This is a genomic window from Streptomyces sp. SID5464, assembly GCF_009862985.1.
In the GTDB taxonomy this organism is placed as follows: Bacteria; Actinomycetota; Actinomycetes; order Streptomycetales; family Streptomycetaceae; genus Streptomyces; species Streptomyces chartreusis_D.
In genome coordinates this window covers 21,072-36,074 of the sequence record NZ_WWIQ01000029.1, presented here as the reverse complement: position 1 = coordinate 36,074, position 15,003 = coordinate 21,072, and the positions used below count along the sequence as shown (strand labels likewise).

General features: G+C 70.8%; 13 protein-coding genes. 8 read left to right on the top strand and 5 right to left on the bottom strand.

Annotation, left to right across the window (positions count from 1 at the left end; genetic code table 11):
• Positions 1–48 precede the first annotated feature (48 nt).
• The 3 genes from GTY47_RS19075 to GTY47_RS19065 are packed head-to-tail and all read left to right on the top strand — an operon-like array spanning position 49 to position 3,592.
• Positions 49–1,104 carry a CbiQ family ECF transporter T component gene (locus GTY47_RS19075; protein ID WP_029181824.1) on the top strand — a complete coding sequence of 352 codons (1,056 nt, stop codon included), beginning with the start codon at positions 49–51 and terminating at the stop codon, positions 1,102–1,104.
• A complete protein-coding gene (locus GTY47_RS19070; RefSeq protein ID WP_010049164.1) occupies positions 1,101–2,756 on the top strand; it encodes an ABC transporter ATP-binding protein in 1,656 nt (551 codons plus the stop codon). Before GTY47_RS19075 ends, GTY47_RS19070 begins: the two co-directional genes overlap by 4 nt.
• Positions 2,756–3,592, top strand: a complete 837-nt coding sequence (locus GTY47_RS19065) for an ECF transporter S component (protein WP_010049161.1) — start codon at positions 2,756–2,758, stop codon at positions 3,590–3,592. Before GTY47_RS19070 ends, GTY47_RS19065 begins: the two co-directional genes overlap by 1 nt.
• Positions 3,593–3,796: 204 nt before the next feature.
• Here the strand turns inward: GTY47_RS19065 and GTY47_RS19060 are convergent, their stop codons facing one another.
• A complete protein-coding gene (locus tag GTY47_RS19060; protein ID WP_010049159.1) occupies positions 3,797–4,717 on the bottom strand; it encodes an alpha/beta fold hydrolase in 921 nt (306 codons plus the stop codon).
• A 116-nt stretch (positions 4,718–4,833) separates the two neighbouring features.
• Here GTY47_RS19060 and GTY47_RS19055 point away from each other — a divergent pair, with 116 nt between their 5' ends.
• Entirely contained in the window at positions 4,834–5,424 is a 591-nt protein-coding gene (locus GTY47_RS19055) for a TetR/AcrR family transcriptional regulator (protein ID WP_010049157.1), read from the top strand.
• Between the two features lie 3 nt (positions 5,425–5,427).
• Here GTY47_RS19055 and GTY47_RS19050 read toward each other — a convergent pair whose 3' ends face one another.
• The gene (locus GTY47_RS19050; RefSeq protein ID WP_010049155.1) at positions 5,428–6,663 is read right to left on the bottom strand and encodes a cytochrome P450; all 1,236 of its coding nucleotides are present in this window, start codon (positions 6,661–6,663) and stop codon (positions 5,428–5,430) included.
• Between the two features lie 217 nt (positions 6,664–6,880).
• Between GTY47_RS19050 and GTY47_RS19045 the strand changes: the two genes are divergently transcribed.
• Entirely contained in the window at positions 6,881–8,050 is a 1,170-nt protein-coding gene (locus GTY47_RS19045; RefSeq protein ID WP_010049153.1) for a steroid 3-ketoacyl-CoA thiolase, read from the top strand.
• On the opposite strand, the gene GTY47_RS19040 is transcribed toward GTY47_RS19045, so the two are convergent.
• Together GTY47_RS19040 and GTY47_RS19035 are read right to left on the bottom strand one after the other, a co-directional pair.
• Positions 8,034–8,243, bottom strand: a complete 210-nt coding sequence (locus GTY47_RS19040) for a DUF397 domain-containing protein (RefSeq protein WP_078603022.1) — start codon at positions 8,241–8,243, stop codon at positions 8,034–8,036. The two genes, GTY47_RS19045 and GTY47_RS19040, sit on opposite strands and share 17 nt — an antisense overlap.
• Positions 8,203–9,051, bottom strand: a complete 849-nt coding sequence (locus GTY47_RS19035) for a helix-turn-helix transcriptional regulator (protein WP_010049148.1) — start codon at positions 9,049–9,051, stop codon at positions 8,203–8,205. Before GTY47_RS19035 ends, GTY47_RS19040 begins: the two co-directional genes overlap by 41 nt.
• A 123-nt stretch (positions 9,052–9,174) precedes the next feature.
• Between GTY47_RS19035 and GTY47_RS19030 the strand changes: the two genes are divergently transcribed.
• Genes GTY47_RS19030 through GTY47_RS19020 form a run of 3 tightly spaced genes read left to right on the top strand, consistent with a single transcriptional unit; the run spans position 9,175 to position 14,612 of the window.
• Positions 9,175–9,555, top strand: coding sequence for an ATP-binding protein (locus GTY47_RS19030; protein WP_050810356.1), 381 nt, complete (start codon positions 9,175–9,177; stop codon positions 9,553–9,555).
• Between the two features lie 30 nt (positions 9,556–9,585).
• The gene (locus tag GTY47_RS19025; protein ID WP_010049146.1) at positions 9,586–10,419 is read left to right on the top strand and encodes a hypothetical protein; all 834 of its coding nucleotides are present in this window, start codon (positions 9,586–9,588) and stop codon (positions 10,417–10,419) included.
• Positions 10,416–14,612: an AAA family ATPase gene (locus GTY47_RS19020; RefSeq protein WP_010049145.1), complete on the top strand. Its 4,197-nt coding sequence runs from the start codon at positions 10,416–10,418 to the stop codon at positions 14,610–14,612. Before GTY47_RS19025 ends, GTY47_RS19020 begins: the two co-directional genes overlap by 4 nt.
• Positions 14,613–14,711: 99 nt before the next feature.
• On the opposite strand, the gene GTY47_RS19015 is transcribed toward GTY47_RS19020, so the two are convergent.
• On the bottom strand, positions 14,712–15,003 hold a 292-nt coding region (locus GTY47_RS19015), incomplete at its 5' end, for a phosphatase PAP2 family protein (protein ID WP_010049144.1).

Sequence of the window (15,003 nt, the reverse complement as noted above, 5' to 3'; positions counted from 1 at the left end):
GGTGGGCGCAGCGGCACCCCGCAGCGCCGGGCTGCGCGACCCACCGTCCTGCACCCAGCAGCCTGGTGGCTCTGGTCCCTTTCCCTCGGCACCGCGGCCACCCGCACCACCAACCCCCTCCTCCTCACCCTCCTCGTCACGGTCTCCGCCTACGTCGTGGCCACCCGCCGCCCCGACACCCCCTGGTCCCGCTCCTACGGCGCCTTCGTCAAACTCGCCCTGGCCGTCCTGCTCATCCGCCTGCTCTTCGCGACGGTCCTCGGCTCCCCCATCCCCGGCACGCACACCCTCCTCACCCTCCCCGAAGCCGACCTCCCCGCCTGGGCCCAGGGCATCCGCCTCGGCGGCGAGGTCACCGCCGAGGCCCTGACCTTCGCCCTGTACGACGGCCTGAAACTGGCCACCCTCCTCATCTGCGTCGGCGCCGCGAACGCCCTGGCGAACCCCTCCCGCCTGCTCAAGTCCCTCCCTGGCGCCCTGTACGAGATGGGCGTCGCGGTCGTCGTAGCCCTCACCTTCGCGCCGAACCTCATCGCCGACGTCCAGCGCCTCCGCGCCGCCCGCCGCCTGCGCGGCCGCCCGGACAAGGGCCTCCGGGGCCTGCTGCACGTGGGCCTGCCGGTCCTGGAGGGCGCGCTGGAGCGCTCGGTGTCGCTCGCCGCCGCGATGGACGCCCGCGGTTACGGCCGTACCGCCCAGGTCCCCCCCGCCGTGCGCCGCACCACCGCCGTCCTCACCCTCGGCGGGCTGCTCGGCGTGTGCGCCGGAACGTACGGTCTGCTCACCGCCGAGGGCGCCACGTACGGCGTCCCGGTGCTCCTCACCGGCCTCGCCGCCGCCCTCGCGGGTCTCCGGCTCGGCGGACGGCGGTCGCTGCGCACCCGCTACCGCCCCGACCGCTGGGACGTGCGTGCCTGGCTGGTCGTCGCGTCCGGCGTGGCGGTCGCCGCGCTCCTCACGCTCGCCGCCGCCCGTGACCCCGCGGCCCTGCACCCCGGCGTGGTGCCGCTCATGGCTCCCACGCTCCCCCTCTGGCCCGCGGCGGCGATCCTCCTCGGCCTGCTGCCCGCGTTCGTCGCCCCCGATCCCAAGGAGCCGTCGTGATCCGCTTCGAGGACGTGTCCGTGACGTACGACGGCGCCGCCGAACCCACCGTCCAGGGCATCGACTTCGAGGTCCCGGAAGGGGAACTCGTCCTCCTGGCCGGCCCGTCCGGCGTGGGCAAGTCCACCGTCCTGGGCGCGGTCAGCGGGCTCGTCCCGCACTTCACCGGCGGCACCCTGCGCGGCAGGGTCACGGTCGCCGGCCGGGACACCCGTACGCACAAGCCGCGCGAACTCGCCGACGTCGTCGGCACAGTGGGCCAGGACCCGCTCTCCCACTTCGTCACCGACGCCGTCGAGGACGAACTCGCCTACGGCATGGAGTCGCTGGGCCTCGCCCCGGACGTGATGCGGCGCCGCGTCGAGGAGACGCTCGACCTGCTCGGCCTGGCCGACCTGCGCCACCGCCCGATCGCCACGCTCTCCGGTGGCCAGCGGCAGCGCGTCGCGATCGGCTCGGTCCTCACCCCGCACCCGAGCGTCCTCGTCCTGGACGAGCCGACCTCCGCGCTCGACCCGGCCGCCGCGGAGGAGGTCCTGGCGGTCCTCCAGCGGCTCGTGCACGACCTCGGCACGACGGTCCTCCTGGCGGAACACCGCCTGGAACGCGTCATCCAGTACGCCGACCGGATCGCCCTCCTGCCCGCCCCGGGCGCGCCCCCGGTCGTAGGCACCCCGGCCGAGGTGATGGCCGTGTCCCCGGTGTACCCACCGGTGGTGGCCCTGGGCCGCCTGGCGGGCTGGACGCCCTTGCCCCTGACGGTCCGAGACGCCCGCCGCAAGGCAGGGGATCTGAGGCAACAGCTGAAATACGTCCCGGAGGGGCGCGGGGAACTGCGCGATCAACCACATTCGACCCGCACCCGCAAACCCGTGGCACAACCCACCCCAGTGGGCGCAGCGGAGCTCCATGCCCTCTCCGTCATCCGCGCCCGCATCACCGCCCTGCGCCACATCGACCTCACCATCGCCCCCGGCGAGACGATCGCCCTGATGGGCCGCAACGGTGCCGGAAAGTCCACCCTCCTCAACTCCCTGGTCGGCCTGGTCACCCCCACGTCGGGAACCGTCCGGGTCGGCGACGCGATCCCCCACCGCACGCGCCCGAAGGACCTCGTACGCAAAGTCGGCCTCGTGCCACAGGAACCGCGCGACCTGCTCTACGCCGACACCGTCGCCGCCGAGTGCGCCGCGGCCGACCAGGACGCGGACGCGGAGCCCGGCACCTGCCGGGCCCTGGTCTCCGAGCTGCTCCCCGGCGTCACCGGCGACACCCACCCCCGGGACCTCTCGGAGGGGCAGCGGCTCGCCCTCGCCCTGGCCGTCGTACTGACGGCCCGGCCCCCGCTGCTCCTGCTCGACGAGCCGACCCGCGGCCTGGACTACGCGGCGAAGGCCCGCCTGGTCGCGGTGCTCCGCACCCTCGCCGCCGAGGGGCACGCCATCGTGCTGGCCACGCACGACGTGGAGCTGGCGGCCGAGATCGCCCACCGGGTGGTGCTGCTCGCCGACGGCGAGGTGATCGCGGACGGCCCGACGGCGGACGTCGTGGTCTCCTCCCCCTCCTTCGCCCCACAGGTCACCAAGATCCTTGCCCCGCAGCACTGGCTCACGGTCTCCCAGGTCCGCGCGGCCCTCGACGAGGCCGGCTGATGGACCCCAGGAGCACCCCCCAGCGTCAGGCCCGGGCCGTCCGCCTCGGCCCCCGCTCCGTCACCGCCCTGGCCCTCGTCAGCGCCGTGGGCGTCGTGGGCTTCGGCTGGCCGTTCCTGACCCCGCCCACCTCGCGGATCAGCGCGCACGCGCAGGACGCGCCCTGGCTCTTCGCGGGCCTGCTGGTGCTGCTCGTGTCGGTCGTGGCCGCGGCGATCTCGGAGTCCGGTCTCGGCCCGAAGGCGGTCGCGATGCTCGGCGTGCTGGCCGCGACGGGTGCGGCCCTGCGTCCGATCGGGGCCGGTACCGCCGGTATCGAGCCGATGTTCTTCCTGATGGTGCTGAGCGGTCGGGTCCTCGGCCCGGGGTTCGGGTTCGTCCTCGGCTCGGTGACGATGTTCGCGTCCGCGCTGCTCACGGGCGGGGTGGGCCCGTGGCTGCCGTTCCAGATGCTGGCGATGGGCTGGTTCGCGATGGGCGCGGGCCTGCTGCCGGGCCCGGACCGGCTGCGCGGCCGGGCGGAGCTCGTGATGCTCGCGGCCTACGGCTTGCTCGCCGCCTTCGCCTACGGCACGGTCATGAACCTGGCCGGCTGGCCCTTCATGAGCGCCCTCGCCTCGAACGTCGCCTTCGACCCGCACGCGGCGGTCGCCGCCAACCTGGCGCGGTTCCTCGCGTACTGCCTGGCCACCTCGCTGGGCTGGGACCTGGGCCGGGCCGTCGTCACGGTCGTCCTGACGCTCACGCTCGGCCCCGCTGTTCTCCGGGCCCTGCGCCGCGCCACCCGCCGGGCGGCCTTCGAGACGCCGGTCACGTTCGACGCGCCCCGGACGTGAAGCCGCCCACATGACCCCGGTCACCTACGAAGCGGGGCCGTAGGGACAACCCCCGGTCACGGGTCAGACCTTCCGCGCACATGCGGCCACCCCTAGTAAGCGGGTTCCTTGCGGGCACCCGGCGCGCCTGTTTCTCTGGCCGTGCCCACCCCCCAAGACCGAAGGCGGCGGCCCCCTGATCCCCGGGGCCGTCGCCTTCGCCTTCTACTTGCTCTGGAGCTTCCCCAGCGGCTCGGGGTCCTCCTCCAGCGCGGCGGCCGCCGCCTTCCAGCTCGTGTCCCCGGGGTAGAGGGCGCTGCGCAGGTAGGCGGTGGTGAGGCGCTGGAGCAGTGCGACGCGTGCGGGGCTCTCGTCGGTCGTCTCCGCCACCTCGTAGCCGGGGATGCCGCCGAGGGAGTGCTCCGCCCCGAACAGCGTGAGCAGGCTCTTGTTCCCCGGGCTGTAGGTGTAGGGGTCGGTGAACCAGTCCGGTCCGCGCGTGGACAGCACGGAGTCGTCGTGGTCCCCGGCGACGATGAGCGCCGGCGTGGTCATGGTGTCGAAGGACGGCCTCATGAAGGGGAGGTGCTCGACGGCGAACGGGGTCAGGTCGTCGCCCAGGCCGGCCATGGCGAGCAGCACGCCCGCCTTCACACGGGGGTCGGACATGTCCTCACCGGGAACACCGTCGGAGTCGAGGACGCGCGCGCCCAGCAGCGTGCTCGCCGTCTGGGCGCCCCAGGAGTGGCCGGCCACGGCGACGCGGTCGCGGTCGAGGCGCCCGGCCAGGCCCGGTACGGCGGCTTCGAGTACGTCCAGTCCGTCCAGCACACGCGTGAGGTCCTCGATGCGGAAGCGCCAGATCCGCGGCGTGCGGGGGTCCTCGGGAGGCAGGCCCAGCGTCCTGGAGTCCAGGTGGGTGGGCTGCACCACCACGAAGCCCTGGGCGGCCCAGTGGTCCGCCAGCGGGGCGTAGCCGTTCATCGACCAGCCGAAGCCGTGCGAGAAGACGACGAGGGGCAGACCGCCGCCGGTCGCGGGGGCGGACACCCGGACCTGGAGGTCCTCACCGCGCCCCGGGACGGGCAGCACCACCGGCTTCGCGGAGATCACCGTGGTCGAGTCGGGCAGGGAAGTGCCGGGCATGGAAGTGCCTTCCGTTCAGGTCTGCCATCATGAATGAAGCGGAACGTCGTTCCGATTACGGGAAAATACAATACGGAACAGCGTTCCGCTTCACAAGGTCACGGAAGGACGGCACGGTGAACGACAGCGGCCAGAGCGCCGGAAGCTCAGCCCGGTCCAAGCGCAAGGACGCCCGGCGCAACCAGCAGACGCTGCTGAACGCGGCCGCCGAGGTCTTCGTCAGCTCGGGCGTGGACGCGCCGGTGCGTGACATCGCGGCCAGGGCCGGCGTCGGGGTGGGCACGATCTACCGCCACTTCCCCACCCGGGCGGACCTCGTCATCGCCGTCTACCGCCACCAGGTCGACGCCTGCGCCGAAGCCGGCCCGACCCTGCTGGCGGCCGGCCCGACACCCCTCGCCGCCCTGGTGCGGTGGGTGGATCTCTTCGTCGACTTCCTGGTCACCAAGCACGGCCTGGCCACCGCGATGCAGGGAGACAGCACCTGCTTCGGGCCGCTGCACGCCTACTTCCTCGACCGCCTCCTGCCGGTGTGCACCCACCTGCTCGAGGCCGCCGCCGCGTCCGGCGAGATCCGCTCCGACCTCGACGCCTACCAGTTCCTGCGCGGCATCGGGAACCTCTGCATCGGCGCGGACACGGACCCCCGCTACGACGCCCGCCGACTGGTAGCGCTCCTCCTCGCGGGACTACGCCGACCGCAGTGACCGCTACCGGGTCCGAACCCGGAGTTCCTTCACGCCGTTGATCCACGCCGACCTCAACCGGCGGGGATCCTCGACCAGCTGAAGGCCGGGCATGGCATCGGCGACGGCGTTGAAGATGAGGTCGATCTCCAGCACGGCGAGGGACTTGCCCAGGCAGTAGTGCGGGCCGCCGCCGCCGAACCCGAGGTGGGGGTTGGGGTCACGGGTGATGTCGAAGTCGTCCGGCTCCTCGAAGACCTCGGGGTCGTGGTTGGCGGAGGCGTAGAAGAGGCCGACGCGGTCGCCCTTGCGGATCAGCTTGCCGCCCAGCTCGGTGTCCTGGGTGGCGGTGCGCTGGAAGGCGGCGACCGGGGTCGCCCAGCGCACGATCTCCTCCGCCGCCGTCGACGGCCGCTCCCTCTTGTACAGCTCCCACTGCTCGGGGTGGGTGAGGAAGGCGTGCATGCCGTGGGTGATGGCGTTGCGGGTGGTCTCGTTGCCGGCGACGGCCAGCATCAGCACGAAGAAGCCGAACTCGTCCGAGTTGAGGTTGCCCTCGTCCTCCGCCGCGACCAGCTGCGTCACGATGTCGTGGGCGGGGCACTGCTTGCGGTCGGCGGCCATGTTCATCGCGTAGGCGATGATCTCCGTGGCCGACTCGGCGCCGACCTCCTCGGTGATGGCGTACTCCGGATCGTCGTACGCGATCATCTTGTTGGACCAGTCGAAGATCTTGTCCCGGTCCTCCTGCGGCACGCCCATCAGCTCGGCTATCGCCTGGAGGGGCAGTTCGCAGGCGACCTGGGTGACGAAGTCGAAGGGGCCGGTGTGGGCGCCGGCGTTCGCCACGATCGTGTGGGCACGGGCCCGCAGCCGCTCCTCCAGCGCGCGGATCGCCCGGGGCGTGAACCCGCGCTGCACGATCTGCCGCACCCGCGTGTGCTCCGGCGGGTCCATGTTCAGCAGGATGAACCGCTGCGCGTCGATGGCGTCGCGCTCGATGTGCTCGTTGAAGCGGATGATCGCCGTGTTGAGGTACGACGAGAACAACTCCGGATGCGTGGAGACGTACTTGACGTCGGCGTGCCGGGTGACCGCCCAGTACCCCTCGTCCTGGAAACCGGCGAGACCCGCCGGCTGCGGCACCCAGCAGACCGGCTCCACCCGGCGCAGCTCGGCGAACTCCGGCAGGGGCACGCGGCTGTGCAGCAGGTCCGGGTCGGTGAAGTCGAACCCGTCGGGCAGCGCGGGACAGGACATGGGCGGCTCCCACCACTCGTACCGACTCTGAGTCTGACGGCCCATCAGCTGTGCGGAGTTGCGGTGACGGTAGTAACGGGTTCTACAAGAGGCAAGAGGCACGGACATCCCAATTGCCCGCACGACCCTTGCGGTCGGCAAGCGGCCCTCAGCACACTGCTGACAGAACTAGAACGCGTACTAGTTCCGCGTAGCCTCCCGGAGAGGACCCGCACCCATGGCTGCCGAACCCGTGATCGTCGAAGCCGTACGCACCCCCATCGGCAAGCGCGGCGGCGCGCTCGCCAACCTGCACCCCGCCTACCTCCTGGGCGAGACGTACCGCGAACTCCTCGGCCGCACCGGCATCCCCGCCGACTGCGTCGAGCAGATCGTCGGCGGTACGGTCACCCACGCCGGCGAGCAGTCCATGAACCCCGCGCGCACGGCCTGGCTCACGATGGGGCTCCCCTACGAGACGGCCGCGACGACCGTGGACGCGCAGTGCGGGTCCTCCCAGCAGGCCTCCCACATGCTGGCCAACATGGTCGCCACGGGCGTGATAGACGTCGGCATCTCGTGCGGCGTGGAGTCGATGTCCCGGGTGCCGCTCGGGTCGGGCTCGAAGCACGGGCCGGGCAAGCCGTTCCCCGACGAGTGGAACGTCGACCTGCCGAACCAGTTCGAGGCGGCCGAGCGCATCGCCCGTCACCGTGGCCTGACCCGCGAGAAGGTCGACGCCCTGGGCCTCGCCTCCCAGGAGCGGGCCGCCCACGCCTGGGCGGAGGAACGCTTCAAACGAGAGACGTTCGCGGTCCAGGTCCCCACGACGGAAGAGGAACAGCACGCCGGGCAGGGCATGTGGCGCCTGGTCGACAAGGACGAGGGCCTGCGCGACACGACGGCGGAGGCGCTGGCCGGCCTGAAGCCGATCATGCCGACGGCGGTCCACACGGCCGGCAACTCGTCGCAGATCTCCGACGGGGCGTCGGCGATCATGTGGGCGTCGAAGCGGATGGCTCGCGCCCTGAAGCTGAGGCCCCGGGCCCGGATCGTGGCCCAGGCCCTGGTGGGCGCCGACCCCCACTTCCACCTCGACGGGCCGATCGACGCGACCAAGGCCGTGCTGGGCAAAGCCGGGATGTCCCTCAAGGACATCGACCTCGTGGAGATCAACGAGGCGTTCGCGTCGGTCGTACTGAGCTGGGCGCAGGTCTTCGAGCAGGACCTTAAGAAGGTGAACGTCAACGGCGGCGCGATCGCGCTCGGGCACCCGGTCGGAGCGACCGGGGCCCGGCTCATCACGACGGCGCTTCATGAACTGGAACGCGCGGACAAGGAGTTCGCGCTGATCACGATGTGCGCGGGGGGCGGTTTGGCCACCGGCACGATCATTCAGCGGTTGTAGTCGTCGTCCAGTTGATGAAGGTGGTGAACGTGGCGGGGTCGAGGGTGAGGATCGGTCCCGCCGGGTTCTTCGAGTCGCGTATTGCGATGGTGGTGTGGGGGGTTTCGGCGACCTCTACGCAACTGCCGCCTTGGTCGCCGCTGTAGCTGGACTTACGCCACTGGGTCCCTGCCGGGATCACACTGCTCGCCATAGCGTTCCTCCATCACACGCCGGATCAACTCCGCCGATTCCCTGAGGGAGAGCGCGGCGGCTTGCAGGTGATCGTAACGGAGCGAGCAGTCCTTGACGGTGTCTGGGTTTGCGGTCGGATGCCCGCTGCCGTACCCCTCGGTATAGACGATGTCGGGATCGCTATCGAAGCGGAAGAGGTCGAATGAGCCTTGGAGTCCCGCGTGGGCTCCAGAGGAGAACGGCAGGACCTGAACGTTGATCCGGGGGTTGCCCTCGAAGGACAACAGGCGGGCCAGTTGGCCGCGCATGATCTCCCGGCCCCCGATCTCCTGGTACAGCGCGGCTTCGCTGATGACTGCCCAGAAGACGGTCGGCTCGCCCTTCTCGAAGATGCGCTGACGTGCCAGCCGAGCGGAGATGCGGTCGTCGAGGTCGGTCCTGTCCAGCGCACCCAGCACCGCGCTTGCGTACGCCTTGGTCTGAAGGAGGCCATGCACCAGATGCGTGTGGAAGGTGCACATCTCGACTGCTCGGGCCTCCAGCTCAGCCACTTGCCTGAACCAGGCGGGCAGCTGGCTGCGCAGCACCAGTTCGACCAGCCGGGAGAACATACCGTCCGTGCCCAGCGCCGCGTCCACCCGCTCACTGAACTCCGGCGTCGGAACCTTCCGCGCCGTCTCGATCTGGCCGACGAGCGAGCCCGTGTAGTTGAGGATCTCCCCGAGCTGCTTCTGTGTCAGCCCGGCGGCCTCCCGGTGTCTCCTCAGCTCGTAGCCGTAGTAGTCGAGCGGGGACGCACCAGGGTCAAGGGCGTTGATGTGGGTCACGGCAGAAGCCCCTCTCACGCAACTCGGCCCACAATGGGACCGGTTGTATCCGTTCCGTAGCCCAGCGTAGTCACGGCACGTCAGCCTCGTCCCGTGAACGAATACATTCCCGCCCAGTACACGATGCGCCTCACCGTCGGTGAACACGCCGCCCGCCACATCCGCCGCATCGTCCGCTCGTTCCTCGAAGAGTGGCGCATGCCCGAGCTGGCGGACGCCGTCGAGCTGGGCGTGACCGAGCTGCTAGCGAACGTCGTACAGCACGTCCCGGACCGCCGCTGCACGCTGCTGTTGCTGCGGCAGTCGGCCGGCGTACGGGTCGAGGTGACGGACGGCAGCGATCAACTCCCCTGCTCGCCGACCTCGTTCGACCTGGAATCCGAGGGCGGCCGGGGACTGCTCCTGCTCGACGCGATGGCCGACAAGTGGGGCGTGTCGCCGTGGCGCGGGGGCGGGAAGACGGTGTGGTTCGAATGCGGGGCCGAGTCCCTAGCTCTAGAGTGAACAGTCCTGCCGGCTCGGGGGACGGGTGTGATGGCGCGGATCGTCGGTGTGCACGGGGTGGGCAAGCAGCGCCTGGGGAGCAACACGCTGCTGACGGACTGGGAGCCGGCGCTCGCCGACGGGCTCGAACGGGCGGGCGGACCGGAACTCGCCCCGGGCGAGCTGCGGATGGCGTTCTACGGGGATCTGTTCCGGCCCGCCGGGCACACCCTGGCCGTCGGCGACCCGATGTTCACGGCGGACGACGTGGACGACGGGTTCGAGACGGAGCTGCTGCTGGAGTGGTGGGCGGCGGCGGCCCGGGTCGATCCGGCCGTGCCGCCGCCCGGCGGGGACACACTGGCCCGCTCGCCACGTGCCGTGCAGACGGCACTGAGGGTTCTCCAGCACTCGCGTTTCTTCGCCGAAGTGTCGCTGCGGGCCCTGGTGTTCGACCTGAAGCAGGTCCGGCGCTATCTGACGGACGGTGAGCTGCGGGCGGCGGCCAGGAGCCGGGTGGAGGAGGCGATCGGCCCGGACACGCGGGTGGTGGTCGCGCACTCGCTCGGCTCGGTCGTCGCGTTCGAGGCGTTGTGCGCCCGCCCCGGGCACGGGGTGCGCGCGCTGGTGACACTGGGGTCCCCGCTGGGGATGCGGATGGTGGTGGACCGGTTGCGGCCCGGACCGGAGGTGTGGCCGGGGACCGCTTCGTGGACGAACGTCGTCGACGAGGGCGATGTCGTCGCCGCGGTGAAGGACCTGTCGCTGTTCTTCGGAACGAACCTCGTCGGCAAGGTCGTCCACAACGGCTCGCACGCGCACGACGCCGCCCTCTATCTGACCGCCAAGGAGACCGGCGAAGCGGTGGCGGAGGGCCTGGCATGAGCGGGACCGAGCCGCGGCGCTTCCTCATCGCGACGGCGATCAGCCACTACACCCACGCACCCGAGTGGGACCGCCCCGGACTCGTCGAGGCCCGCCGCAACGTGGTGGAGTTGTTCACCCGGCACCTCGGGTACCAACACGTGTCCGACCTCGGAGCCAACCCGACCCAGCAGCAACTGCTCTGGGAGTTACGCGAGTTCTGCCGGGCGCCGGACCGTCGCCACGACGACATCGTCGCCGTGTACATCGCCGGACACGGCGAGGTCGTCGACAACGACTACGTGCTGCTCACCTCGGACACTGACCCCGGCGATCTCCACGACGCGCTGCAGCCGAGCATGCTGGCGCGCAAGATCCTCGCCGGGACCCGGGTGCGCAAGCTGCTTCTCATGCTGGACACCTGTTACTCGGGGCAGGGCGGCAACGAACTCCTCGCCACGATGGCGAGGCTGAAGAACGAGTGGCGCGAGGGCAACGGGTGCCTCGCGGTGATCACGTCGGCGCAGCCCCTTCAACTCGCTCAGACCGGCGCCTTTCCCGAGCTGTTCTCGGAGGCGGTGACCAGCCTGGCCACGGCGGGCTACTCACCGGAGAACCTTGCCCTCGACGCGGTCGTCAACGCGACCCGCAACAACCCCAAACGTCCGGGCCATCAGCACATCGGCCTGGAACTCATCGGTCTGACGGGCAAGGTGCCGCCCTTCCTGCCCAACGCCAAGCACAGCCCGCAGCTGTCCCACACGGACCTGGCGCTGCAACAGGCCGCCGAGTGGGACCAGCAAGACCAGCGACGGGACGTGGAATTCCGTACGCGGTTGTTGCGCCGGGCCATGGGGCACCGTGAAGAAGACCGCGTGGGTTGGTGGTTCTCCGGCCGCCATCAAGCGCTCGAGGACATCACCTGCTGGCTGGGCGAGCACCCCGACGACCGGAGGTCACTGGTGGTCACCGGCGCCCCGGGCTCGGGCAAGACAGCCGTCCTCGGTCTCCTCGCGGCAGTGAGCGATCCGGAGTACCGACAGACCGTGCCGCTCAGCAGCCTGGGCCTCTCCGGACGACAGCTGCCTCGTAAGCGGGCGATCCGTGCCTCGATCTACGCACAAGGCCTCACCGATGAACAAGTCGTGCGTGCACTGGCCGCGGCTCTGCGCCTGCCGGTCGCGGAGTCGGTGGCCGACCTGCTGAACCACCTCAACCAGGGGCCCGCACCGAGTCGTCCACATGTCGTCCTGATCGACGGTCTGGACGAAGCGGCGACGCCGACCACACTGTGCAGCCAGGTCCTGCGGCCCCTGACCGAGCTGGCTCCGCAGCACCTTCGGTTACTCCTCGGCACCCGCCCTCACCTCTTCACGCCGCTCGGCCTGCACCGTTCCGACCACATTGACCTGGACGCACCCCGCTACGCCGACCCGCAGGCCGTGCTGGCGTACACGGTCCGCAATCTCCTCGACGCGCACCCCGAGTCCCCGTACCTCGCCTGCCCGAGCGAGGTGCGGCTCGGCGTCGCACATGCGGTGGCGTCGGCCGCCGGACACTCGTTCCTGGTCGCCCGTATCACCGCCGGCACGCTTGCGGCCACGCCCACGCTGCCCGATCCCCAGGACGCCGACTGGCTCCGGTCGCTGCCCAGCGCTGCCGCTGACGCGATGCACCGGGACTTGGACCAGCGCTTCGGAGCGGACGCACAGAGGATCCTCGACCTCCTGCGGCCGCTGGCCTACGCGCAGGGCCAGGGCCTGCCCTGGGAAGACATCTGGGCTCCGCTGGCGTCGGAGATCTCCGGGCGTCGGTACACCAACCACGACCTGCACCGGCTGCGACGGGAGGCCGGCGCCTACGTGGTCGAGGCGGTGGAGGACGGGCGCTCGGTGTACCGGCTCTATCACGAGGCGATGGCGGAGTTTCTGCGCAGGGAGCAGGACGCCGAGGCGGTGCACCAGGCCTTCACCCGGACTCTGCTCCGGACGGTGCCGTACGGCCTGGACGGCTCGCGTGACTGGGGGCGTGCCCATCCCTACGCCCTGCGGCATCTCGCTCTGCATGCCACACGAGCGGGCGAGCTCGACGTGCTGATGGCAGACCTCGAGTATCTGGTGCACGCGGAGAGCGACGCGTTGACGCTCCGCCTCTTGCAGTGCCGCGACGACACCGCCCGTCTGCATGCCGCGATCTACCGCACCTCGATCGACGTACACCGCCGGCTCGACCCGCCCGGCCGTCGGCAGGTTCTGGCCCTGGACGCCGCGCGCTTCAACGTGCCCGAAATTCTGGAGGCACTCAACAGCAAGGCTGCCAAACGGGCCTGGAAGCCGGTCGCCGCCTCAGGCTCACGGGTGTCGGGCAACCTGCGCCACACCTTCACCGGCCACACCGGCAACGTGGAAGCAGTCGCGTGCGCGGTGGTGGACGGCCGCGCGATCGCCGTCAGCGGCGCGAAAGATGCGACGCTACGGATGTGGAACCTGGCCACCGGCCACCGGAGCGAGCCGCTGACCGGCCACACCGGCTCCGTGAAGTCCGTGGTGTGCGCGGAACTGGACGGCCGCCCGGTGGCCGTGAGCGGTTCGGCCGACGGCACCGCCCGGGTGTGGGATCTCGTCGGCGGCCGGCCCGTCGGAGCACCGCTCACCGGTCACAGCGACTCTGTGAACGCCGTGGCGTGGGCCGAGGTGGACGGTCGCCCCGTCGCGGTCACTGGGTCGAACGACAAGACGCTGCGGGTATGGGACCTGGCCACCGGTCAGCCGACCGGCCTCCCGATGACCGCCGGCGGCGCTGTCACGACCGTCGCGTGCGGCACGGTGGGGAACCACGCCGTCGCAGTCAGCGCGGCGCGCTCGGGGCTGGAGGTGTGGGAGCTGGCGACATTGCGACAGCGGGGACAGCTGGAGCGAACGGCGCAGAACCAGATTCTGGCCGTCGCGTGCACGACGCTGGACGGCCGTCCGGTCGCCGTGGGCAGTTGCACTCGCGGCCGACTGCACCTGTGGGACCTGGACACGTTGCGGCACCTCGCCGAGTGGGAGGGACACGGCCACTACTGGACACCCTCGCTCGTGTGTACCGAACTGGACGGCCGGCCGGTAGCGATCACCGGCTCCCACGACGGGGCACTGGCGGTATGGGACCTCAGGGACCGTCGGCTGGTGGGGACGCCCCTCACCGGTCACAGCAGTGGTGTGCTGTCGGTGGCGTACACATCGTCGGCCGGTCGGACGATCGTCGTCTCCGGCTCGTTCGACCACACGGTCCGTGTCTGGGACCTGTCGTCCCACCAGGTCTTCGGGGATCCCCTGATCGGCCACACAAAGCCGGTGTCCGACATGGACTTCGCCGTGATCAACCGTCAGCCGGCCATCGTCACGGCCGCCGCAGACAACACGGTGCGCGTCTGGGAACTGGCCACGGCTCAGCCTGTGGGGACGCCCCTCCGAGGGGAAGGCGACATCCGCGCGATGTCGTGCGTGGTGTTCGAGGGGCGGCAGATCGCCGTCAGTGTCTCCCGGAGCGGGGCGGTGCGGTCGTGGGACCTCGGAACCGGCCGGCCCATGGGACCACCTTTGCGCAGGTCCGAGGTGGCCAGGCCCAGCATCGCGTGTGCTGTCATGGGCCAGCGGCTCGTATGCGCCGCCAGCGCCCCGCGCGACTCGGTACAGGTGTGGGACATCACGACCGGCGTCGACCTGTATCCGCCGCTCACAGGCCACAGGAAGCCGGTGACGGCGGTTGTCTGCACCGTCCTGGACGATCGGCCGGTGGTCGTCACCGCCTCGAAGGACGAGACCCTGCGGATCTGGACCCTGGACGGCGGGAGACCAGTGCGCCGCATCCCGCTCGACCTCTCGCCCTCGGCCATGGCGTGCACCGTGCTCGACGGCCGCCAGGTCGCTGTGATCGGCTCTCGCGAAGGGCACCTACGCATGTGGGATCTCGCGACGGGCCAGCCGTTGAAGAAGACGATGAAGGGGCACACCAGTTATGTCCTGTCCGTGAGATGCGATGTACTCGAGGGGCGGCCGGTCGCCGTCACCAGTTCCCTGGACAACACGATCCGGATCTGGGACCTCCTGCGCCGCACCGTCGCCGACGTTCTTCACGTGCCCGGCACCAACGCGGCACTGATCTCCCCGGACACGAGCTTCCTGGCCTGTGCCTTCGGCGATGACATGGCCGTCTTCAGCAGGGCATGACGCCCCGAGGCCTCCTCCTCGGGAAAGACGCCGAGCGGCTGCCCGGGCGGATCCTGGAGGGCGACGATGTGGTCGACCGCCGGCGGGTTGCGACCGACCTCAGACGGAATTCATCGATCGGCCGGAGCTCGCATGAGCCGCCCGGGACTCCTGGTGCGGATCGGCGGTGGCCGGCCGCGGCCCCGTCAGTACGTACACGAGGCCGAAGCCCGCCCCGACGACCAGGGCTCCGCCCACCGCGTCCAGCACCCAGTGGTTCCCGGTCGTGACGATCGAGGAAGCGGTGAGCAGCGGGTGCAGCATCCCCAGGGCCTTGATCCACCAGCGGCGCGCCAGGACCGCGATCACGACGCCGCACCACAGTGACCAGCCGAAGTGCAGCGACGGCATC

Bases quoted from the DNA above. Each gene is read 5' to 3' on its own strand.
- GTY47_RS19025 (WP_010049146.1), top strand. From the start codon at position 9,586: ATGGCGCGGATCGTCGGTGTGCACGGGGTGGGCAAGCAGCGCCTGGGG.
- GTY47_RS19045 (WP_010049153.1), top strand. From the start codon at position 6,881: ATGGCTGCCGAACCCGTGATCGTCGAAGCCGTACGCACCCCCATCGGC.
- GTY47_RS19060 (WP_010049159.1), bottom strand. From the start codon at position 4,717: ATGCCCGGCACTTCCCTGCCCGACTCGACCACGGTGATCTCCGCGAAG.
- GTY47_RS19040 (WP_078603022.1), bottom strand. From the start codon at position 8,243: ATGGCGAGCAGTGTGATCCCGGCAGGGACCCAGTGGCGTAAGTCCAGC.
- GTY47_RS19065 (WP_010049161.1), top strand. From the start codon at position 2,756: ATGGACCCCAGGAGCACCCCCCAGCGTCAGGCCCGGGCCGTCCGCCTC.
- GTY47_RS19050 (WP_010049155.1), bottom strand. From the start codon at position 6,663: ATGTCCTGTCCCGCGCTGCCCGACGGGTTCGACTTCACCGACCCGGAC.
- GTY47_RS19030 (WP_050810356.1), top strand. From the start codon at position 9,175: ATGCGCCTCACCGTCGGTGAACACGCCGCCCGCCACATCCGCCGCATC.
- GTY47_RS19020 (WP_010049145.1), top strand. From the start codon at position 10,416: ATGAGCGGGACCGAGCCGCGGCGCTTCCTCATCGCGACGGCGATCAGC.